This window comes from Glutamicibacter sp. St.4D3 (genome assembly GCF_059728615.1).
Genome location: NZ_AP039380.1, coordinates 79,970 through 100,806, shown reverse-complemented (window position 1 = coordinate 100,806; position 20,837 = coordinate 79,970). Strand labels below are relative to the sequence as shown.

Genomic DNA, 20,837 nt, shown 5'->3' with positions numbered 1-20,837 from the left:
CGGATCAGGGCTACCGATTAGCACGAGAACATTTGGGCTTAAACAGGTGAGGCTCCAACCATCACTGGTTGGAGCCTCAAACCCTTCATCAAGTTAAGTCCGGCGGTGTCCTACTCTCCCACACCCTCACGAGTGCAGTACCATCGGCGCAGTGGGCCTTAGCTTCCGGGTTCGGTATGGGACCGGGCGTTTCCCCCACGCTATGACCGCCGTAACAGCAGTGAAACAACCACACACCTGGTGCCGGCTGCAAAACCATCCATGAACAACACCTGCCAACCCCCACACCCCACCAACAAAGGGGCCCGGGGTGGTGTGGTTGTTGTTTCGTAACCGTATAGTGAACGCGAGCAACACTCTTTGCCGAACACCCCACACAAAAGGGGGGTGGTTTTGTTGTGTGTTGATAAGTCATCGGCCTATTAGTACAGGTCAGCTACACAAGTCTTTAGTCCTTGCTTCCACATCCTGCCTATCAACCCAGTGGTCTAGCTGGGGGCCTCTCACACAAAAAGTGCATGGAAATCTCATCTCGAAGCAGGCTTCCCGCTTAGATGCTTTCAGCGGTTATCCCTTCCAAACGTAGCTAATCAGCGATGCACTTGGCAGTACAACTGACACACCAGAGGTTCGTCCGTCCCGGTCCTCTCGTACTAAGGACAGCCCTTCTCAAATTTCCAACGCGCGCAGCGGATAGGGACCGAACTGTCTCACGACGTTCTAAACCCAGCTCGCGTACCGCTTTAATGGGCGAACAGCCCAACCCTTGGGACCTACTCCAGCCCCAGGATGCGACGAGCCGACATCGAGGTGCCAAACCATGCCGTCGATATGGACTCTTGGGCAAGATCAGCCTGTTATCCCCGAGGTACCTTTTATCCGTTGAGCGACGGCCCTTCCACACGGTGCCGCCGGATCACTAGTCCCGACTTTCGTCCCTGCTCGAGCTGTCACTCTCACAGTCAAGCTCCCTTGTGCACTTACACTCAACACCTGATTGCCAACCAGGCTGAGGGAACCTTTGGGCGCCTCCGTTACTCTTTAGGAGGCAACCGCCCCAGTTAAACTACCCATCAGGCACTGTCCCTGAACCAGATCATGGTCCGAAGTTAGGTGACCGGTACAGCCAGAGTGGTATTTCAACGATGACTCCACCCGAACTAGCGTCCAGGCTTCACAGTCTCCCACCTATCCTACACAAGCTGCACCGAACACCAATACCAAACTATAGTAAAGGTCTCGGGGTCTTTCCGTCCTGCTGCGCGTAACGAGCATCTTTACTCGTACTGCAATTTCGCCGAGTTCATGGTTGAGACAGCGGGGAAGTCGTTACTCCATTCGTGCAGGTCGGAACTTACCCGACAAGGAATTTCGCTACCTTAGGATGGTTATAGTTACCACCGCCGTTTACTGGGGCTTAAATTCTCCGCTTCGACCCCAAAAGGGTCTAACAGGTCCTCTTAACCTTCCAGCACCGGGCAGGAGTCAGTCCGTATACATCGTCTTGCGACTTCGCACGGACCTGTGTTTTTAGTAAACAGTCGCTTCCCCCTGGTCTCTGCGGCCCACACCCGCTCAGGAAAGCAAGTTTCCCTCACGAGGCAGGCCCCCCTTCTTCCGAAGTTACGGGGGCATTTTGCCGAGTTCCTTAACCATGATTCTCTCGATCGCCTCGGTATTCTCTACCAGATCACCTGTGTCGGTTTAGGGTACGGGCGGACTGGGACCTCACGCCGATGCTTTTCTAGGCAGCATAGGATCACCGAATCACCCACCAAAGTGGGCGCCTATCAGGTCTCAGGCACACGTTCCGCGGATTTGCCAACGAAACACCCTACACCCTTGGACCAGGTCAATTCCATTGCCTGGCTCGGCTACCTTCCTGCGTCACACCTGTTAACACGCTGACCTCACACCCTCGGTTCCCAGCCACCAACCACAACAACCACCCCCCAAAGGGGGCAGCACGTCATGGCGGCAGGTGGTTAGCATCAGATGCTCAGTATGGGCGGTCCTTCGCCGGTACGGGAATATCAACCCGTTGTCCATCGACTACGCCTGTCGGCCTCGCCTTAGGTCCCGACTAACCCAGGGCAGATTAACTTGACCCTGGAACCCTTGATCATTCGGCGGACGGGTTTCTCACCCGTCATTCGCTACTCATGCCTGCATTCTCACTCGCGTAGCCTCCACCGCTGGTTTCCACCGCGACTTCACCGGCCACACGACGCTCCCCTACCCATCCAAACCACTGGACCACAAAAGCCAATGACATGTTTGAATGACGCAACTTCGGCGGTGTGCTTGAGCCCCGCTACATTATCGGCGCGGAATCACTTGACCAGTGAGCTATTACGCACTCTTTCAAGGGTGGCTGCTTCTAAGCCAACCTCCTGGTTGTCACAGCAACTCCACATCCTTTTCCACTTAGCACACGCTTAGGGGCCTTAGTTGGCGTTCTGGGCTGTTTCCCTCTCGACTATGAAGCTTATCCCCCACAGTCTCACTGCTGCGCTCTGACTTACCGGCATTCGGAGTTTGGCTAAGGTCAGTAACCTTGTAGGGCCCATCGCCTATCCAGTAGCTCTACCTCCAGTAAGAAACACGCAACGCTGCACCTAAATGCATTTCGGGGAGAACCAGCTATCACGAAGTTTGATTGGCCTTTCACCCCTACCCACAGCTCATCCCCTCCATTTTCAACTGAAGTGGGTTCGGTCCTCCACACGCTCTTACACGCGCTTCAACCTGGCCATGGGTAGATCACTTCGCTTCGGGTCTAGACCGTGCCACTCAAACGCCCTATTCAGACTCGCTTTCGCTACGACTACCCCACACGGGTTAACCTCGCGACACAGCACTAACTCGCAGGCTCATTCTTCAAAAGGCACGCCATCACAGAACACAAAGCCCTGCTCTAACGGTTTGTAAGCACACGGTTTCAGGTACTATTTCACTCCCCTCCCGGGGTACTTTTCACCATTCCCTCACGGTACTGATTCACTATCGGTCATCAGGTAGTATTCAGGCTTACCAGGTGGTCCTGGCAGATTCACACGGGATTCCTCGAGCCCCGTGCTACTCGGGCACCCACACTAGGACGGCAGCACGCATGACGACTACGGGACTATCACCCTCTCTGGTCCGGCATTCCAACCGATTCACCTATACGCCTGCACCTCATCCCGCCAGCCGAATAGAACTGGCACACATGGACCCCACAACCCCGAAGATGCAACGCCTATCCGCTATCACACACCTACCGGTTTAGCCCCATCCGCGTTCGCTCGCCACTACTAACGGAATCACTATTGTTTTCTTTTCCTGCGGGTACTGAGATGTTTCACTTCCCCGCGTTCCCCCCACATGGCCTATACATTCAGCCACGGGTCACACCACATAACATGGTGCCGGGTTTCCCCATTCGGAAATCCTGGCCTCAACGTCCGGTTATCGACTCCACCAGGCTTATCGCAGATTCCCACGTCCTTCATCGGCTCCTGATGCCAAGGCATCCACCGTGCGCCCTTAAAAACTTTCAACACAATCATCCATCCATCACAGACAAACGACAGCACAGAAAACCTCAAATACATGAGCAACAAAACAATCAACAAAATCACAAAACAACAAACACCCACACACACAAAATGCGGCAGGCACCTGTCATTTCAAGATGCTCGCGTTCACTATACAGTTCCCAAACAACAACCCCACACCCCCACACCACACACCCACACAAGGGGCACGCGTGCCAAGGACACAGGAAAACAAACATGGTCTTTCAACCGAAACACCAAGAACACCACACCCACCCAACGGCAGGCACAGCATGCTTGTTGCCTCAAAACCCAACAGTGCGCCACAACCCAGCACCACAAGCACCACCACCAGCCTTCCAACCACAAGCCCCCACAAAGGAAACCCACGGCGTACTCACCAGCAGCACCACCCACAGCACCAAACCCGACCACAACCCCCACACCAAACAGTGCACGGACCACGACCGATAGTTCATTGATATTCCACCCATGAGCAACCCGCCCACCAACACTCGTGGCGGCAACGGGCAACCAATAATGGTTAGCTCCTTAGAAAGGAGGTGATCCAGCCGCACCTTCCGGTACGGCTACCTTGTTACGACTTAGTCCCAATCGCCAGTCCCACCTTCGACGACTCCCCCCACACAAGGTGGTTAGGCCATCGGCTTCGGGTGTTACCAACTTTCGTGACTTGACGGGCGGTGTGTACAAGGCCCGGGAACGTATTCACCGCAGCGTTGCTGATCTGCGATTACTAGCGACTCCGACTTCATGGGGTCGAGTTGCAGACCCCAATCCGAACTGAGACCGGCTTTTAGGGATTAGCTCCACCTCACAGTATCGCAACCCATTGTACCGGCCATTGTAGCATGCGTGAAGCCCAAGACATAAGGGGCATGATGATTTGACGTCATCCCCACCTTCCTCCGAGTTGACCCCGGCAGTCTCCCATGAGTCCCCGGCATAACCCGCTGGCAACATGGAACGAGGGTTGCGCTCGTTGCGGGACTTAACCCAACATCTCACGACACGAGCTGACGACAACCATGCACCACCTGTGAACCAGCCCCAAAAGGGGAAAGACCATCTCTGGCCCGGTCTGGAACATGTCAAGCCTTGGTAAGGTTCTTCGCGTTGCATCGAATTAATCCGCATGCTCCGCCGCTTGTGCGGGCCCCCGTCAATTCCTTTGAGTTTTAGCCTTGCGGCCGTACTCCCCAGGCGGGGCACTTAATGCGTTAGCTACGGCGCGGAAAACGTGGAATGTCCCCCACACCTAGTGCCCAACGTTTACGGCATGGACTACCAGGGTATCTAATCCTGTTCGCTCCCCATGCTTTCGCTCCTCAGCGTCAGTAAATGCCCAGAGACCTGCCTTCGCCATCGGTGTTCCTCCTGATATCTGCGCATTTCACCGCTACACCAGGAATTCCAGTCTCCCCTACATCACTCTAGTCTGCCCGTACCCACCGCAGATCCGAGGTTGAGCCTCGGACTTTCACGGCAGACGCGACAAACCGCCTACGAGCTCTTTACGCCCAATAATTCCGGATAACGCTTGCGCCCTACGTATTACCGCGGCTGCTGGCACGTAGTTAGCCGGCGCTTCTTCTGCAAGTACCGTCACCCCCAAAAGGGGCTTCTTCCCTACTGAAAGAGGTTTACAACCCGAAGGCCGTCATCCCTCACGCGGCGTCGCTGCATCAGGCTTTCGCCCATTGTGCAATATTCCCCACTGCTGCCTCCCGTAGGAGTCTGGGCCGTGTCTCAGTCCCAGTGTGGCCGGTCACCCTCTCAGGCCGGCTACCCGTCGTCGCCTTGGTGAGCCATTACCTCACCAACAAGCTGATAGGCCGCGAGTCCATCCCCAACCGATAAATCTTTCCACCCCCTGCCATGCAGCAGGAAGTCATATCCGGTATTAGACCCAGTTTCCCGGGCTTATCCCGAAGTCAGGGGCAGGTTACTCACGTGTTACTCACCCGTTCGCCACTAATCCACCAGTGCAAGCACCAGCATCATCGTTCGACTTGCATGTGTTAAGCACGCCGCCAGCGTTCATCCTGAGCCAGGATCAAACTCTCCATAAAAAACAAGAAAAGCACACCACCAACCACCACACGGCGGCCAATGATGCAATCCCGGCGAATAAAAAACACTCAACCACCACACACGGGGGTGCGGGCGATCAAGCAAATAAATGTTTCGTATTCACCAAACAAAAATAATTTGGTATCAACAAACTTGGCACACTATTGAGTTCTCAAACAACAAGCGCTTCCGACACCACGAACCACCATCATCTGGCTGGCCGCTTCGCTCCGGAGCAACTTTCCAACCTTACCACATCCCCGACCCGAGTCAAAACGACCCGAACATCCGGTGACCTGCAAAGGAAGGGATTCTCGCTGCCAGGTAAACATCCCGTTTCCGGTGTGTGTTTCCCGCTGGCAACAGATAAAAACTATACGCAGGTTCCACCACCCACGCAAATCGAAAAGCGGTGTTCTGCGTCATACTCCCGCGGGGCCGTCATGGGGGCGTTTCACGGTGCCTGGTGTCCGGGCTGGGCGCGGAAACCCGGATGATGATCGCCCGGGCTGTTTCATCGTCTTCGTTGGCGTATCTGCCTGCCCCACTCTTCGGACCGGCCGGTGCTCTGCCCTAGTGTGGGAGTCATGAGCGATCTGCAGAAACGTCTTGGCTACCGTCACCCGATTTTCAACGCCTCAATGGCCGGAGCGGCCGGCGGTCAGTTGGCCGCAGCGGTGTCCACGGCCGGAGGTGTGGGCATGATCGGTGTTCCGGCGGCACCGAGCCCGCAGTGGATCGAGGAACAGCTCTCCCATGTCCGGGAACTGCCCACACCATGGGGAGCGGGATTCATGGGCTGGGCCCTGGAGCAGGACATGGGTCCGCTGCAGGCCTTCCTGAATGAGCGCCCTTCCCTGGTGTGCATCAGCTTCGGCGAGGTGGGCCGTCCAGCCGCGCTGGCCCGCGAGTCCGGGGTGCTCACCGCCATGCAGATCGGCAACGCGCAGGACCTGCAGCGGGCCCAGGACGCCGATATTGACATCATCATTTGCCGCGGTGGCGAGGGTGGCGGCCACGGGCGGAACGAGGCCGGGACCTTGGCACTGTTGCAGCTGGCGGTTAATGCAACCGACAAACCGGTGGTGGCCGCGGGCGGGATCGGCACCGCGCGCGGCGTGGCGGCCGCATTGGCCGGTGGCGCGCAGGCGGTGTGGGTTGGCACGCGCTTCATCACCGCGGCCGAAGCCAGCGGCCATGCCCGCTTCAAGGATGCGGTTAATGCCGCGGGCCTGGATGACACCGTCTACACCCGGGCGTTTGACATCGCCCAGCAGCTGCCGTGGGCGCCCGAGTTCGGTGGGCGGGCGCTGGCCAATGAGTTCTGCCGGCGCTGGGCCGGGGATCTGTCCGGGCTGGAAGAGCGCGCCGATGCCGCCCTGCGGGAGCGGATGAAGCAGGCCCGGGCGGACGCGGATCCGCAGATCGCCCCGGTCTACGCCGGCCAGGCGGCAGCGTTCAGCATCCGGGTGCAGCCCGCGGCGCAGATCATGGAGGAGTTGTGCGGGTTCCGCGAGCTGCTGGCGGACGCGGCACGGCGCTTTGCCTAGATCGGCTGGTTGTCGATCAGCCGCACCCCGCCGACGGTGGCGGCCACCAGGATCAGCCCCTGCCCGGTGAACGGGGTGTCCTGGCAGTTGAAGGCCAGCTCCTGCAGGGTGTCCGGGTCCACCACCACAAAGTAGTCCAGCTCAACTTCCGGTTCCATCTGGAACAGCCCGACCGCGTCCTCCAGATACAGCGGTTCGTGGCGGGCGGCCCGCCCGGCGATCAGTTCGATGGCCCGATGGATGACCAGGGCGGCGGTGGCCTGCCGCTGGCTGAGCAGCGCGTTGCGGCTGGACAGGGCCAGCCCTTGGGCGGTGCGAACGATCGGCACCGCGCGGATCTGCACCGGGTAGTCCAGGTCGGCGACCATGCGGCGCACCAGCACCAGCTGCTGGGCGTCCTTCTGCCCGAAGTAGGCACGGTAGTGCCCCTGCCCGGGATCGGCGTAGTGCAGCAGCTTGGCGACCACCGCCAGCATGCCGTCGAAGTGCCCGGGGCGTGAGGCCCCCTCATACATGCGTCCCAAGGCGCCGCTGTCCAGCCGGATCAGCGGGGTCCCGGCATGGTAGACCTCCTGTGGTGCGGGCGCGAAGACCAGGTCCACCCCGGCCCGGGCGGCCACCTGCACATCGGCCTGCAGGTCGCGCGGGTAGCGCTGGTAGTCCTGCTGGTCGTTGAACTGCAGTTCGTTGACGAAGATGGAGATCACCACCAGCTGGTTTTCCTCCCGCGCCTGCCGGAACAGCTGTTCGTGTCCCGAGTGCAGGGCGCCCATCGTCGGCACGAAACCCAGTGAGGCGGGGGCGGCGGCGCGGATGGCGGCGCGCAGTTCGGCGCGGGTGGTCAGGACCTGGGGGCTTTTCGCGGCGGGGCTTTTCACAGCACTATTCTAGGATGCCCAGCAGTTCGCGCAGCGTCGCCTCGGAGATCAGGCCCTGGGCGCGGGCGCGGATGGCGGTCGCGCGGGACAGGGTGCGGTAGCTGTCCGCGGTTTCCTGCGGATCATCGGCCAGGGATTCAACGTGGGCCTGCACGGTGCCCACATCCCCGCGCGCCACCGGGCCGGTGAGCAGACCGGCCCCGGAACGCAGCGCATTGTCCAGGCTGGCGCTCATCAGGGCACGCAGCGTGTTGCCCGGCTCCTGCACCCCGATGCGCCGCAGCAGGTCCATGGACTGGGCGGTGATGGTGTTCAGGTGGTTGGCCCCGTGGGCCAGGGCCGCATGGTAGCTGGTGCGGTCGGCCTCGGCGATGGTGACCGGCTCACCGCGCATCTCCACCACCAGCGCCTGGGCGACCGGCAACATCGGCTCGTCGGCGGTGACCGCGAACGCGCAGTCGGTCAGCCGCTCCAGGTCCAGGCTCATCCCGGTGAACGTCATGGCCGGGTGGATGGCCAGCGGGAACGCGCCGGCGGCACACACCGGTTCCAGGATGCGCGTGCCGTAGCGTCCGGCGGTGTGGGCCACCAGCTGCCCGGCCACGAAGTGCCCGGCGGCGGCCAGCCCGGCCACCAGTTCCCCCAGTACGTCGTCGGGCACCGCGAACAGCACCAGTTCGCTGCGCCGCAGGATCTCATCCGGGGGCAGCACCTGGGCGTCGGGCAGCAGGGCGCCGGCCCGTTCCCGGGAGGCCTCGGACACGGCGTGCACCCCGGTGATGTGGTGCCCGGCCGCGGCCAGCGCCGCGCCGAGCACGCTGCCGACCCGGCCGGCGGAGATGATTCCAATTCCTAGTCGTGGAGCGTGCACTGTCTACCTTTCGGCCGCTCGGTGCGCCTGGGCCTCGAACAGTTCGAGCGCCTGGCGGCTGTCTATCTGGTGGGCATAACCCATGATGCTGCCCCCGGCCGAGTGCACCCGCACCCCGGCCAGCCCGCGGCGCCGCTCCAGCGGCCCCTGGTGCCAGGTGACCCCCTGGATCCGCCGGTGCGGGATGAAGCTGGCCACCCGGGCCAGCCAGCCGTAGCGGGTGATCAGCACCGTGTCGGTGTGCAGGTACCCCTGGTGCCGCCACGCCCCGGGGGAGATCAGCCGGGCGCTGGCCGGGGAGGTGGTGAAGCCGTGGTGCGCGCCGGTGGACAGCGCCGTGTGCAGCACGGCGCGCTGTTCGTTCACGCCCAGGTCCGGCAGCAGGATCCACATCACCTGGCACACCGAGTCGAAGTCGCCCACCGGCATCACCAGGGTTTCGCTCTCCGCGCCCTCCCCCAGGCCCAGCGCGTTGACCTCGATCCGGTACCAGCCCAGCGGCCGCCACAGGGCCGGGGCGCTGATCTTGACCGCCTGCACCCGCCCGGCGGGGATCGACTGCTGGCGGGTGTCGGCCAGCCCGCGGCTGATCCGCAGCCCGGTGTCGGTGTTGGAGGCGGTGAAGTTCCAGGAGTTGTTCAGCTCCTTGTACAGCCAGCCGCCAAAGCCCAGCAGCGCCGGAATCACCCCGGCCAACGCACCGGCGTTGCCCAGCAGCACCATCACGGCGAAGAACAGGGCGAAGAGCAGGCCCACGATGGTGGGGATGCGCAGCAGCAGGGAGCCAAGCAGCCGCCCGGCCGGGACCCGGGAGACGATCAGCTGCCCGGTGTCCGCCGCCGGGGCCGGGTGATCGGCCGTGCCGGGCTGCGGGCCGGGCGCCGGCGGGGCGGAGCCGTGGCGGGCGGCGTGGGCGCGGTCCAGGATGACCCCGCGCAGCCGGTGCGCGTCGGCCTTCTTCAAGAACGCAAGGCGCATCACCGAATCGGAGCCGTCGGCCACGTCAAAGCGCAGTTCGGCCAGGCCCAGCAGCCGGGCCACCAGCGGCTGGGCGATGTCGATGGCCTGCACCCGTTCGATGCGCGCCTGCTTCTGGCTGCGAAAGAGCATCCCGGAGTTCACGTACACGTGCGTTTCACTCAGCCGGTAGCGGGTGAAATACCAGGACAGGGCGTAGAAAACCAGGATCACCAGCAGCGCCGCGGAACCGATCGCCGCGGTCCAGCCCAGCCGGGGGCCCTCGAAGCGTTCGGACCAGGACAGTTCGTCGGTGTTCGTGTAGTAGACGTAGATCAGCCCGACGATCGCCAGCCAGCCGTGCACGAACGGACTGGCCGGGTGCACCCGCTGCCACGGCCCGCTCATAGCCCGATCATCTTCTCTTCACCGGCCGCCACCAGCCGTTCGCGCAGCTGCTGGCCCTCCCGGGCCGGGATCCCGGGGATCACCGCGGTCGCGGCCCCGGCGGCGGTGTTCACCGTCAGCCGGCACAGCCCGTAGCGCCGCTCCAGCGGCCCGGAGCTCATCTCCACGTACTGCAGCCGCCCGTAGGGGATCACCACGCGTTTGCGGAACAGCACCCCGGAACGCACCACCAGGTCCTCGGCGCGTTCACTGTAGCCCAGGGCGCGCACCCGGCGCCGGATCAGCGCCAGCGCCCACAGCGCGATCCCCAGCACGAGCAGCGGCGGGAGCACCACCAGCCACCGGGGCACCTGCACCCCGAACAGCGCCAGCCCCAGCGGCACCAGCGCAATGATCAGGTACAGGGCGGTGTTCGCCAGCCAGGTCAGCAGCCGGACCTTGAAGTAGGCGGGGTCCACCGCGGTGAAGTCAGTCGGTGGCATATCCTTGGGCTCCATCGGCATCCTCATCGTTGTCCTCCGGGGGCAGCTTGCACAGGTGCTGGACGATGAACCCGATGACCACCATCAGCACCCCGGCCCCGGCCAGCACGATCGCCCGGGTGGCGGTGGGACTCGGGCCGCTGGCGCCCAGCAGCGCCGCCATCAGGCTCAGGTGCCACCCGGCGATCACCGCCCCGGCGTACGCCCCGGCCTGGGCGAGCACCAGGATGCGGGCCGCGGCGATCGGCTCCACCCGGTGCCGGGTGCGCCCGGCGGTGAACAGCTTCACCCGGATCCCCAGGATCAGGGTGATCACCGAGACCGCGGCCATGGAAAACAGCGCCGAATAGTCCAGCACCGGGGCCATCATCCCGCGCCCGCTCATCACCAGCATCAGCACGTAGCCGATCACCGCGCCAGCGACGGCGCACAGGGCCAGGGGCAGGAAACGCAGTGTGCTCATAGCCGGATGATGCCGGGGGTGTCTTCGGCCTGCGCGGCCAGGCGGGAGACCAGCTGGCCGCCGAGCACCGCGTCGGGGTCCATCCAGCTCCACGGCGCCAGCACGAAGCCACGCAGGTGCGCGCGCGGGTGCGGCAGGGTCAGCCGCTCGTCCTGCAGCACCAGCTGGTCATAGGTGATCACATCCACGTCCAGGGTCCGCGCCTCCCAGCGCACGGTGCGGGTGCGGTGGTGCTCCCGCTCCACCTGCTGGCACAGATCCAGCAGCTGGTGCGGGTCCAGGGTGGTGCGCACGGAGATGACCTGGTTCAGGTAGTCCGGCTGGCCCCCGGGCCCGCCCACCGGCTTGGTCAGCGCCAGCGGGGACACGGCTTCGACCCGCACCTGCGGGTGGTCCTGCAGTTCGCGCACGGCCGCCTGAAGCGTCTGCCGGCTCTCGCCCAGGTTCGAGCCCAGTGCCAGCACCGCGCGGTGCTCCCTCTGCACGCGGCTGATCGCCACGGTGACATCATCAAAGGGCACCGGGATCGGGGCCTGGGGCTTGTGCACGGTGACATCAACCCGCGCCACGCTGGGGTAGCCGGTGAGGATCGCCTGGGCGATCTGTTCGGCCAGCTTCTCGATCAGGTCCCAGGGCCCGGCCTGGATCTGGCCGACGACCAGCTCGCTGACCTCCCCGTAGTGCACGGTATCGGTCACGTTGTCGCTCAGCGCCGCGCGGGTGGTGTCGGTGTGCAGCACCACGTCCACCGTAAACGGCTGGCCTTCGCGCTTCTCGTGCTCGAAGACCCCGTGGTGGCCGGTGGCGGTGATGCCGGTGACGCTAATGCGATCCATGCGCCTTCACTACTTCGATGGCGTCGCGGCTGGACTGCACGTCGTGCACGCGCACCGCCCAGACCCCGTTGGCGGCGGCCAGCGTGGTGGTTGCGGCGGTGGCGGCATCGCGGTTCTGCACGTCGCGCGGCTCGCCGCCCTCGCGCAGCAGTTCACCCAGGAAGCGTTTGCGGCTGGTGCCAATCAGCACCCTGTGCCCCAGCGCCTCCAGCTCGCCCAGTGCGGCCAGCAGCGCCCAGTTGTGTTCGGCGTCCTTGGCGAAGCCCAGCCCCGGGTCCAGGATGATCTGTTCGGTCCGCACGCCCTTGGCCACAAACTCGTCGCGCAGCTGGCGCAGTTCGCCCACCACCTCGGTGACCACGTCCTGGTAGTTCGCCTCGGTGACCATGCTCTGCGCGGTGCCGCGGCGGTGCATCAGCACGTAGGGGACCCCGGTTTCGGCGATCAGTTCGGGCATGCCCGGCTCGTAGGTGAGCCCGGAAACGTCGTTGATCAGGTGCGCGCCGGCGTCGATGGCGGCACGGGCGGTGTCCACGTGCATGGTGTCCACCGACACCACGGCCCCGCCCTTGACCAGGGCCTGGATGACCGGGATGATGCGTTCGCGTTCCAGCTGCGGATCCACCTCAGCGGCGCCGGGGCGGGTGGACTCCCCGCCCACGTCAATGATGTCCGCGCCGGAGTACAGCAGCTTCAGGCCCTGGTCGATGGCGGCCCCGGAGTCCAGGTACTTCCCGCCGTCGGAGAAGGAGTCCTCGGTGATGTTCAGGATCCCCATGACCAGGGTGCGGTCGGTGGGCAGATCGGCGAAGGTCTTGCGCTTGATCTTGCGGATCACGGTCAGCGGGCTGGTGGCCGGGCCGGTGCCCGGAATCGCTCCTAGAGACATATCACTACTTTCCTAAGATCAGGCTCATGGCTTCGGCGCGGGTCGCGGTTTCGCGCAGCTGGCCGCGCACCGCACTGGTGACGGTCTTCGCGCCGGGCTTCTGCACCCCGCGCATGGACATGCACATGTGCTCGCATTCCACGACCACGATCGCGCCCTGCGGGTGCAGGTGCTCAACCAGGGCGTCGACGATCTGGGTGGTCAGCCGCTCCTGGACCTGGGGGCGGCGGGCGAAGACCTCCACCAGCCGGGCCAGCTTGCTCAGCCCGGTGACCTTTCCGGCCTTGCCCGGAATGTAGCCGATGTGCGCCGAACCGTGGAACGGGACCAGGTGGTGCTCGCAGGTGGAGTAGAACGGGATGTCCTTGACCAGCACCAGTTCATCGTGCTCGATGTCAAAGGTGGTGTCCAGGTGTTCGGCCGGGTCCTGGCTGAGCCCGGCAAAGAATTCGGCGTACGCCTTGGCGACCCGCTTGGGGGTGTCCACCAGCCCGTCACGGTCCGGGTCCTCGCCGATGGCCAGCAGGATCTCGCGCACCGCCGCCGCGATGCGCGGCTGGTCCACTTCTTTGGCCGGCACGCCGTTGGAGGACTGGGCTCCCTCGGGACCGGGCACGCTGTCCTGGCTCTTCGAACTGTCTATGGTCTTGGAACTACTCACGTTCTAGATCCTATCCGGTTTGGGGTGCCGGCCCGCGCATCGAAAGGTAACACGGGCACCGCCGGCACCCGTGGGCGGTGGGCGATACGCCGCGGGCGGCCGGGGCGTTTTGCCTCCGGCCGCCCGCGGGGTGCCTGCCTAGTCGCTGGCCTGCGCGGCCCGCTCCTTGGGGCTGAGAATCGGCCCGGCCTCGTGCACGGGGCGCTGCGCGTTGGACAGCCACACCTCGCGCTTGTCGATCTTGACCAGGTCGGAGAAGATCTCCTCGATCTCCTTCTGGTTCAGCGTCTCGTGCTCCAGCAGCGCCAGCGCCAGCCGGTCGAGCACCGGACGGTTGTGGGTCAGCGCCCAGTACGCGTCGTCGTGCGCCGCCTCGATGAGCTTGCGCACCTCGTCGTCGACCAGCGAGGCCATCTCATCGGAGTATTCGCGGCTGCCGGCCTGGCCGTACATCGCATCCCCGGAGGAGGAGGACAGGCGCACCGCGCCGACCTTCTCGCTCATCCCGTATTCGGTGACCATCTTGCGCGCGGTGGCGGTGGCCTTCTCGATGTCGTTGCTGGCCCCGGTGGACGGGTCGTGGAAGACGATTTCCTCGGCCACGCGCCCGCCCATGGCGTAGGCCATCTGGTCCAGCAGTTCGTTGCGGGTCACCGAGTACTTGTCCGACTCGGGCACCACCATGGTGTAGCCCAGGGCGCGGCCACGCGGCAGGATGGTGATCTTGGTGACCGGGGCGGTCTGGTTCATGGCCGCGGCCACCAGCGCGTGCCCGCCCTCATGGTAGGCGGTGACCTTGCGTTCGTGCTCGTCCATCAGCCGGGTGCGCTTCTGCGGGCCGGCCATCACCCGGTCGATCGCCTCATCCAGGGCGCGGTCATCGATCAGGTTCGCGTTGGAGCGCGCGGTCAGCAGCGCCGCCTCGTTCAGCACGTTGGCCAAGTCCGCGCCGGTGTACCCGGGGGTCTTCTTGGCCACCGCGGTCAGGTCCACGGACTCGTCCACGGGCTTGCCCTTCACGTGCACCTTCAGGATCTGCTCGCGGCCCTTCAAGTCCGGGGCCTCGACCGGGATCTGCCGGTCAAAGCGGCCCGGGCGCAGCAGCGCCGGATCCAGCACGTCGGGACGGTTGGTCGCGGCGATCAGGATGACGTTGGTGGTGGCGTCGAAGCCGTCCATCTCCACCAGCAGCTGGTTCAGGGTCTGCTCGCGTTCGTCGTTGCCCCCGCCGATGCCGGCGCCGCGGTGGCGGCCCACCGCGTCGATCTCATCGACGAAGATGATCGCCGGGGAGTTGTTCTTCGCCTGCTCAAACAGGTCGCGCACGCGCGAGGCGCCCACGCCGACGAACATTTCCACGAAGTCCGAACCGGAGATCGAGTAGAACGGGACCTGCGCCTCACCGGCGACGGCCTTGGCCAGCAGGGTCTTGCCGGTGCCCGGCGGACCGTAGAGCAGCACGCCCTTGGGGATCTTCGCGCCCACGGCCTGGAACTTGCCCGGCTCGCGCAGGAACTCCTTGATCTCGTGCAGCTCCTCCACGGCCTCATCGGCCCCGGCCACGTCCTTGAACGTCACCTGCGGCATGTCCTTGGTGATCAGCTTCGCCTTGGACTTGCCGAACTGCATGACCTTCGAGCCCCCGCCCTGGGAGCGGGCCAGGATGAACCAGAACAGGCCGGCGATCAGCAGGAAGGGGATGATCACGCCCAGCATGGAGACGAACCAGTTGTTCTGCACCGGCTGGTCGGTGAACTTGTTCAGCTTCGCGCCGTTCATGGCGTCGATGACCTGCTCGCTGCGGGCCACCGAATAGTAGAAGGAGACGTTCTTGCCCTTGTCGACCCCGTCCACGTTCAGCGGGTCCTTCAGCAGCAGGTCCACCCGCTGGTCCCCGTCGAAGATCTTCGCCTCGGCGGCGTTGCCCGAACGCAGCTGGTTCAGGCCCACCGAGGTGTCCACGCGCGCGCTGTTCTGCCCGAAAAGCATCGGCAGGAACAACAGCACGGCGGTGACCCCGACGAGCACCCAAATGATCCAGCTGTTAAAAAGTTTCTTGGTTTTCATCGATCCGGAGGTTCCCGTTCCCCCGCATCCCCCTCACGCACTTCATCCGACGTCCGGGCTACGCCATGTCTATCGATACTGATCAACGCACGCGGCGCACGAAAAGTTCCCTACTGGTAGATGTGGGGCGCCAGGGTGCCGATGCAGTCCAGGTTGCGGTACTTCTCCGCGTAGTCCAGCCCGTAGCCGACCACGAACTCGTTGGGGATGTCCATGCCCACGTACTTCACATCGATCTTCACCTTGGCCGCCTCCGGCTTCTGCAGCAGGGTGCAGATTTCCACGCTGGCCGGGCCGCGGGATTCCAGGTTGGACTTCAGCCACGACAGGGTCAGCCCGGAGTCGATGATGTCCTCCACGATCAGCACGTGCTTGCCCATCAGGTCGGTGTCCAGGTCCTTGAGGATGCGTACCACCCCGGAGGACTGGGTGCCCGAACCGTAGGAGGAGACCGCCATCCAGTCCATGGTCACGTGCGACTTCAGTGCGCGCGAGAGGTCGGCCATGACCATCACCGCGCCCTTGAGCACACCCACCACGAGGATGTCGCGGCCTTCGTAGTCCTTGTCGATCTGCGCGGCCAGTTCGTTGATCCGGGCCTGGATCTCTTCCTTGGTGTACAGCACGTGGGCCAGATCGGCCTTGATCTCGTTCGAATCCACGAAGGTTCTCCTGAATGTAGAGGGGTGGTACCCCACTAGATTGCCACACTCCGGCCCCCAGTGTTTAGCCGGGTCTGGTGAAAACGATCACCGGACCGCGCCGGTAGGCGTAGATCTCTCCCTCCAGCTGCACCGGGCCGGCCGAACGGCTCGGCGCCGTGCCCAGTCCGGCCAGCTGCTGGAGCGCCGCGGTGCGTTCCCGGCTCGGGTTCGTTCCCCCGGCCGCGCGCACGGCCAGGCGCAGCACCCGCGAGGAGACGGCCGGGGGCAGTTCACGCAGCCCGCGCAGCGGCAGGCGGTGCCCGTCGGCCAGCTGCCGGTAGCTCTGCGCCGCCCACTCATCCAGCGCGTCCGCGTCCTGGGCGGCCAGTTCGGCGGTGCCCGCCAGCGCCTGGGGCAGGTGGGCGCCCAGCTCCCGGACCAGCACCGGCAGCACCCGGTGGCGGATCTGGTTGCGCCGGTAGCGCACATCGGTGTTGCTCGGGTCCTGCCACCAGTTCACCGACGCCTGCCGGCAGATCTGCTCCAGCTGTTCGCGGCGCAGGCCCAGCAGCGGGCGCCGGTAGGGGCCGCGCACCGCGCGGATTCCGGCCAGCGAGCGCGTCCCGGAACCGCGCAGCAGCCCCAGCAGCACCTGTTCGGCCTGGTCATCCTGGGTGTGGGCGAGCAGCAGGGCCTGGGCACCGGTGGCGCCCAGGGCGTGCTCGAACTGCTGGTAGCGGGCGTGGCGGGCGCTGGCCTCATCCGCGGCGGTGCTCACCTGGCGCACCAGCACCGGGTCCAGGCCCAGGCTCCGGCAGGTTTCGGCCGCCTGCCGGGCCACCGCGTCGCTGCCCGCGGCCAGCTGGTGGTCCACGATCACCGCCCCGGCGCGCAGCTTGCCGGCGCGCACCAGTTCGGCCGCGGCCACCGCCATCCCCAGCGAGTCCGATCCCCCGGAGACCCCCAGCAGCACGAACTGCCCGCCAACCTGGCGCTGAATGGCGATCCTGGCCTGGGACAGGGCGCTGCTCATCGCGCCGGCCTCACGCCATCCTCGCCAGCCACTGCTGCGGGTGGTCCAGCTCGCTGGCCGTGGGGAAGGCCTGGCGGGATTCGAAGATCCGGTTGAACCCGTCATAGCCGATCTGCCCGACGATGTGGCGCACGAACTTCTCCCCGCGCTCGTACTGCCGGGCCTTGGCGTCCATGCCCAAAAGCTTGCCCACCCAGGTGGCGATCACCCCGCGGTTCTGGCCGCGGGCGGCGAAGCGCTGGCGGATGGTCTTGATGCTGGGGATGTCGTGCACGTCGTTCATCACGGCCATCGCATGGCCCTCAAGCACCGACATGATGGTGGTCAGCTCCCCCACCTCGCTGCGCAGCGACTTCACCCGCTGGCCGATCTCGGCCATGGAGCGGGTCTTGCCCCCGGTTCCGGTGAAGATCGCGGCCAGCGTTTCACGCATCACCTCCGGCACCCAGGTCGCCACCTCGAACTGCAGCCGGTGGGTCTGCTCGTGGGTGGCGATCCACAGGTAGAAGTCCGCCGCGTTCAGGTTCATCTCCCCACGGATCTGGGTGATGGTGGGGGCGTTGAGCAGCAGCCGCGAACCGCTGTAGGGGTCAAACTGGCCCAGCACCCGGGTGGAGAGGATGGAGAGCACCGCCCCCAGCTCGGCCCCGGCGATCACCGGCACGCTGGGCGGGGTGCTGGGCAGTTCGGGCATCATCGCGGCGAAGTTCTGGCTCACGGCCTTGGCCCATCCGGCACGGTCCACCACCAGCACCTGGGCCGGCTTGGTGGATCCCAGCCCCGAGATCGCCTCGGCCTTGCGCAGACCCAGTTCCGCCGCCTGGCGCAGCTCGGCCACGATCCGCGCGGCCTGCGCCCCGTCCAGGGCCGGCCCGGCGGGGGTCAGCGCCTTGGCGGTGGACAGGGCCACCTCCCAGTCAATCCACTGGTTCATGGTGTTTCTCCTTTGGTTGACGGTCTGCTAGCGGCAGCCGCAGGCGTGCAGCGCCCGCACCGCCGCATCCAGGGTCGGCTTGTGCGGGGCCAGTCCGCCGCCGGGGTGGTGGGCGAAGATGCTGAAGGCCACCGGGCGGCCATCGCTGGTCAGCGTCACCCCGGTGAGGGTGGCCACCCCGGACAGCGATCCGGTCTTGGCGCGGATCAGCCCGCGGGTGTCCGCCGTGCCCAGCCGATCGGCCAGGGTGCCACTGTACCCCGCCACCGGCAGCCAGTACGCCAGCTCGCGCAGCCCCGCGTCCGGGCTGTGGCTGGCGGCGTGCAGCAGGCCGGTCAGCGCGGCCGGGGGCACCTTGTTGCTGGCGGCCAGGCCGCTGGCGTCGGCCAGCTCCATCCCCTGCGCGCCAAGCCGTTCGGCGACCTGCTGCACCGCCTGGTTCGCCTGTCCGGGCTCAAGCCCCAGCTCCACGGCCACCAGCCGGCCCATGGTCTCGGTCAGGTAGTTGTCCGAAACCAGCAGCATGTGCTTGATCTGCGCCCCCAGCGGGGCCGAGTCGACGCTGGCCAGCACCTCGCCGCCCGGATAGGCGCCGCGCCCGCCGTCGGTGACCTGCAGGTGCGCGGACAGTTCGCGGGCGAAGACCCGGCGCACCGCTTGGGCCGCATCCCGCTCATGGGCCGCGCCCTTCACGGCGGAGGCCCGCCCGGCATAGTGCGCCAGCGGGTAGAGGTCGGCAATGTTGTTCGAGGTGTACAGCGACTTGTCCCAGGCCGCGTTGCCCTGGGCGCCGGCGAACAGCGAATCGTCCAGCCACAGCTTGACCTGCTGCACCCCGCGCAGCTTCAGTTCCCTGGCCGTCTGCTCGGCCAGAGTCTTGATCCCGGCGTGCCCCACCGTCGCCGCCGGATCCGAGGCCCCGTCCCCCAGCAGCACGTCCCCGCCGCCGCGCAGCACCAGGGTGTCCCCGTCCAGCAGGGTGCTGGTCTGCAGCCGGTGCCCGGCGCCCAGGGTGTCCAGGGCGGCGATGGCGGTGGCGATCTTCAGGCTGGAGGCCGGGGTGCCGGGCCCGGCGCCGTTCTTCTCGTAGAGCACCTGGCCGGTGGGCAAATCCAGCACCTGGGCGCTGAAGCCGGTGCCGTCCGGGGCATCGGCCAGGATCGCGTCGAGCTTGGCGGTCAGGATCCCGGCATCCGGGATCGGGGCCTGCTCACCCGGGTCGGTGACCTGCGCCGCGGACGCCGGCTCCAGGGTGGCGCTGGCGGGGGTGTGGAAGGCCTGCGGGGCGCCGGTGAACAGGCGCGGGGCGCTGAACATCGCCACGATCATCGCCAGGGCCGCCGCTGCTGCGGCGATCAGGGTCACCAGCCGTCGGGTGGACGCCTTCATGCGCGAATTTTTCCCTTCCCCGGTTTATCAACTCTGCGTCGTTGCCATATACGCTTGGAATCGGATATCCCTAAGACTAGTTTAGGAGCGTGCTTTTAATGGGCCACGACGTCACTATCGAGATCCCGACCGGATCGCGCGTCAAGTACGAGATCGACCACGAAACCCACCGCCTGCGCCTGGACCGCGTGCTGTTCACCTCGATGCAGTACCCGACCCATTACGGCTACTTCGATGACACCCTGGGCGAGGACGGTGATCCGCTGGATGCCATGGTCTTCATCCCCGGTGTGGACCTGCTGCCCGGCGTGGTGGTCGAGGCCCGCCCGATCGGCGTGTTCAACATGACCGATGACGGCGGCGGCGACGCGAAGCTGCTGTGCGTTCCGACCGACAAGCGCTTTGAGCACATCAAGGAGCTTGAGGACATCGACCAGTGGCTGATCAAGGAGATCGAGCACTTCTTCACCCGCTACAAGGACCTGGAGCCGGGCAAGTGGGTCAAGGCCGAGGGCTGGGAGGGCCGCGAGGCCGCCGAGGCGGAGCTGGAGCGCTCCATCGCCCGCTTCAAGGGCTAGGCCAAACGGTGCAGGGGGCGGTGACCGCGGGGTTGCCGCCCTTCACCGTACCCGAGGGCGGATCGGGGCCGCCGCGGCCCGGAGAGGGAACAAGATGACATCGGCACACCCCACGGTGCTGTTGTGTAGGCAGCGTCCCCCGCGCTGGCTGCGCCGGGGCGGGGGCGTCCTGCTCCTGCTCGTGGCGGCCGGCCTGGCGGCGGGCACCGCCACGGCGGGCCTGCCGGCGCTGCTGGGGGCCGGGTTCTTCGCCCTGGCCGGGATCTGGTGGGCGTTCGCGGCCCGGATCTCGGCGCGGCTGGATGCCCACACCCTCACCCTGGCCGCCCCGTTGTGGCGGCGCAGGCTGCCGCGGGAGCAGATCAGCCAGGTCCGTGTCGAGCCGGATTCCGGGCTGAACCCGGGGCTGCTGAACTGGCCGGTGCTGCGCACCGGCGGGCTGATCCGCCTGAACATGGGCGGGCGCACGGCCGTGAGCTTCTCGGCCGGCGGGCGGCGCTACCAGTTCGTGCTGGACCGGCCGCAGCTCGCCCGGCAGCTGGCCCAGGCGCTGCGCGGCTGAGG

16 protein-coding genes and 3 rRNA genes are annotated in these 20,837 nt (G+C 65.3%); 3 read left to right on the top strand and 16 right to left on the bottom strand.

The features are described 5' to 3' along the window. Positions 1-97: 97 nt before the first annotated feature. From rrf to AC6I21_RS00465, 3 genes are all read right to left on the bottom strand, one after another. Positions 98-214 (bottom strand): 5S ribosomal RNA (rrf, locus tag AC6I21_RS00475). Positions 215-401: 187 nt separating this feature from the next. Further along, positions 402-3,542: ribosomal RNA gene (locus tag AC6I21_RS00470) — 23S ribosomal RNA — on the bottom strand. A 553-nt stretch (positions 3,543-4,095) separates the two neighbouring features. Continuing rightward, a 16S ribosomal RNA gene (locus AC6I21_RS00465) occupies positions 4,096-5,632 on the bottom strand. The 16S, 23S and 5S rRNA genes sit together here, the layout of an rRNA operon. Before the next feature lie 588 nt (positions 5,633-6,220). Between AC6I21_RS00465 and AC6I21_RS00460 the strand changes: the two genes are divergently transcribed. Further along, on the top strand, positions 6,221-7,183 hold the full coding sequence (locus tag AC6I21_RS00460) for an NAD(P)H-dependent flavin oxidoreductase (RefSeq protein ID WP_497762868.1): 963 nt from the start codon (positions 6,221-6,223) through the stop codon (positions 7,181-7,183). Here the strand turns inward: AC6I21_RS00460 and panC are convergent. The 13 genes from panC to AC6I21_RS00395 all read right to left on the bottom strand — a co-directional run bounded on the left by panC (position 7,180) and on the right by AC6I21_RS00395 (position 19,695). Further along, complete coding sequence (gene panC / locus AC6I21_RS00455; protein WP_497762867.1) at positions 7,180-8,061, bottom strand: pantoate--beta-alanine ligase; 882 nt, start codon at positions 8,059-8,061, stop codon at positions 7,180-7,182. The genes AC6I21_RS00460 and panC overlap by 4 nt on opposite strands. A gap of 4 nt (positions 8,062-8,065) precedes the next feature. Further along, positions 8,066-8,932, bottom strand: coding sequence for a Rossmann-like and DUF2520 domain-containing protein (locus AC6I21_RS00450; protein ID WP_497762866.1), 867 nt, complete (start codon positions 8,930-8,932; stop codon positions 8,066-8,068). Positions 8,933-8,935: 3 nt separating this feature from the next. Beyond that, positions 8,936-10,297 carry a PH domain-containing protein gene (locus AC6I21_RS00445; protein ID WP_497762865.1) on the bottom strand — a complete coding sequence of 454 codons (1,362 nt, stop codon included), beginning with the start codon at positions 10,295-10,297 and terminating at the stop codon, positions 8,936-8,938. Then, on the bottom strand, positions 10,294-10,779 hold the full coding sequence (locus tag AC6I21_RS00440) for a PH domain-containing protein (RefSeq protein ID WP_171021076.1): 486 nt from the start codon (positions 10,777-10,779) through the stop codon (positions 10,294-10,296). Before AC6I21_RS00440 ends, AC6I21_RS00445 begins: the two co-directional genes overlap by 4 nt. Continuing rightward, on the bottom strand, positions 10,766-11,242 hold the full coding sequence (locus AC6I21_RS00435) for a DUF3180 domain-containing protein (protein WP_497762864.1): 477 nt from the start codon (positions 11,240-11,242) through the stop codon (positions 10,766-10,768). The genes AC6I21_RS00440 and AC6I21_RS00435 overlap by 14 nt, the downstream gene beginning before the upstream one ends. Then, complete coding sequence (folK, locus tag AC6I21_RS00430) at positions 11,239-12,078, bottom strand: 2-amino-4-hydroxy-6-hydroxymethyldihydropteridine diphosphokinase (RefSeq protein ID WP_497762863.1); 840 nt, start codon at positions 12,076-12,078, stop codon at positions 11,239-11,241. The genes AC6I21_RS00435 and folK overlap by 4 nt, the downstream gene beginning before the upstream one ends. Beyond that, the gene (gene folP / locus AC6I21_RS00425) at positions 12,065-12,967 is read right to left on the bottom strand and encodes a dihydropteroate synthase (RefSeq protein ID WP_497762862.1); all 903 of its coding nucleotides are present in this window, start codon (positions 12,965-12,967) and stop codon (positions 12,065-12,067) included. The genes folK and folP overlap by 14 nt, the downstream gene beginning before the upstream one ends. Positions 12,968-12,971: 4 nt before the next feature. Then, positions 12,972-13,583 (bottom strand): GTP cyclohydrolase I FolE, encoded by a 612-nt coding sequence (gene folE / locus AC6I21_RS00420; RefSeq protein WP_054821888.1) that lies wholly within the window; start codon positions 13,581-13,583, stop codon positions 12,972-12,974. A gap of 183 nt (positions 13,584-13,766) precedes the next feature. After that, complete coding sequence (gene ftsH, locus AC6I21_RS00415) at positions 13,767-15,695, bottom strand: ATP-dependent zinc metalloprotease FtsH (protein WP_138173107.1); 1,929 nt, start codon at positions 15,693-15,695, stop codon at positions 13,767-13,769. Between the two features lie 110 nt (positions 15,696-15,805). Next, positions 15,806-16,357 (bottom strand): hypoxanthine phosphoribosyltransferase, encoded by a 552-nt coding sequence (gene hpt / locus AC6I21_RS00410; protein ID WP_054821563.1) that lies wholly within the window; start codon positions 16,355-16,357, stop codon positions 15,806-15,808. A 64-nt stretch (positions 16,358-16,421) separates the two neighbouring features. After that, positions 16,422-17,372 carry a tRNA lysidine(34) synthetase TilS gene (gene tilS, locus AC6I21_RS00405; protein WP_497762861.1) on the bottom strand — a complete coding sequence of 317 codons (951 nt, stop codon included), beginning with the start codon at positions 17,370-17,372 and terminating at the stop codon, positions 16,422-16,424. 10 nt (positions 17,373-17,382) lie between these two features. Next, positions 17,383-18,306: a zinc-dependent metalloprotease gene (locus AC6I21_RS00400; protein ID WP_138173109.1), complete on the bottom strand. Its 924-nt coding sequence runs from the start codon at positions 18,304-18,306 to the stop codon at positions 17,383-17,385. A gap of 27 nt (positions 18,307-18,333) precedes the next feature. Continuing rightward, positions 18,334-19,695, bottom strand: coding sequence for a D-alanyl-D-alanine carboxypeptidase/D-alanyl-D-alanine-endopeptidase (locus AC6I21_RS00395; protein WP_497762860.1), 1,362 nt, complete (start codon positions 19,693-19,695; stop codon positions 18,334-18,336). A 98-nt stretch (positions 19,696-19,793) separates the two neighbouring features. On the opposite strand from AC6I21_RS00395, the gene AC6I21_RS00390 reads away from it, so the two are divergent. Continuing rightward, positions 19,794-20,273: an inorganic diphosphatase gene (locus tag AC6I21_RS00390; protein WP_054822082.1), complete on the top strand. Its 480-nt coding sequence runs from the start codon at positions 19,794-19,796 to the stop codon at positions 20,271-20,273. Between the two features lie 94 nt (positions 20,274-20,367). Next, positions 20,368-20,835 carry a hypothetical protein gene (locus AC6I21_RS00385; RefSeq protein ID WP_138173113.1) on the top strand — a complete coding sequence of 156 codons (468 nt, stop codon included), beginning with the start codon at positions 20,368-20,370 and terminating at the stop codon, positions 20,833-20,835. Positions 20,836-20,837 lie beyond the last annotated feature (2 nt).

Coding starts and splice junctions, on each gene's coding strand:
- AC6I21_RS00460 (WP_497762868.1), top strand. CDS start 6,221: ATGAGCGATCTGCAGAAACGTCTTGGCTACCGTCACCCGATTTTCAAC.
- AC6I21_RS00445 (WP_497762865.1), bottom strand. CDS start 10,297: ATGAGCGGGCCGTGGCAGCGGGTGCACCCGGCCAGTCCGTTCGTGCAC.
- AC6I21_RS00440 (WP_171021076.1), bottom strand. CDS start 10,779: ATGCCACCGACTGACTTCACCGCGGTGGACCCCGCCTACTTCAAGGTC.
- AC6I21_RS00435 (WP_497762864.1), bottom strand. CDS start 11,242: ATGAGCACACTGCGTTTCCTGCCCCTGGCCCTGTGCGCCGTCGCTGGC.
- folK (WP_497762863.1), bottom strand. CDS start 12,078: ATGGATCGCATTAGCGTCACCGGCATCACCGCCACCGGCCACCACGGG.
- folP (WP_497762862.1), bottom strand. CDS start 12,967: ATGTCTCTAGGAGCGATTCCGGGCACCGGCCCGGCCACCAGCCCGCTG.
- ftsH (WP_138173107.1), bottom strand. CDS start 15,695: ATGAAAACCAAGAAACTTTTTAACAGCTGGATCATTTGGGTGCTCGTC.
- tilS (WP_497762861.1), bottom strand. CDS start 17,372: ATGAGCAGCGCCCTGTCCCAGGCCAGGATCGCCATTCAGCGCCAGGTT.
- AC6I21_RS00400 (WP_138173109.1), bottom strand. CDS start 18,306: ATGAACCAGTGGATTGACTGGGAGGTGGCCCTGTCCACCGCCAAGGCG.
- AC6I21_RS00395 (WP_497762860.1), bottom strand. CDS start 19,695: ATGAAGGCGTCCACCCGACGGCTGGTGACCCTGATCGCCGCAGCAGCG.
- AC6I21_RS00390 (WP_054822082.1), top strand. CDS start 19,794: ATGGGCCACGACGTCACTATCGAGATCCCGACCGGATCGCGCGTCAAG.
- AC6I21_RS00385 (WP_138173113.1), top strand. CDS start 20,368: ATGACATCGGCACACCCCACGGTGCTGTTGTGTAGGCAGCGTCCCCCG.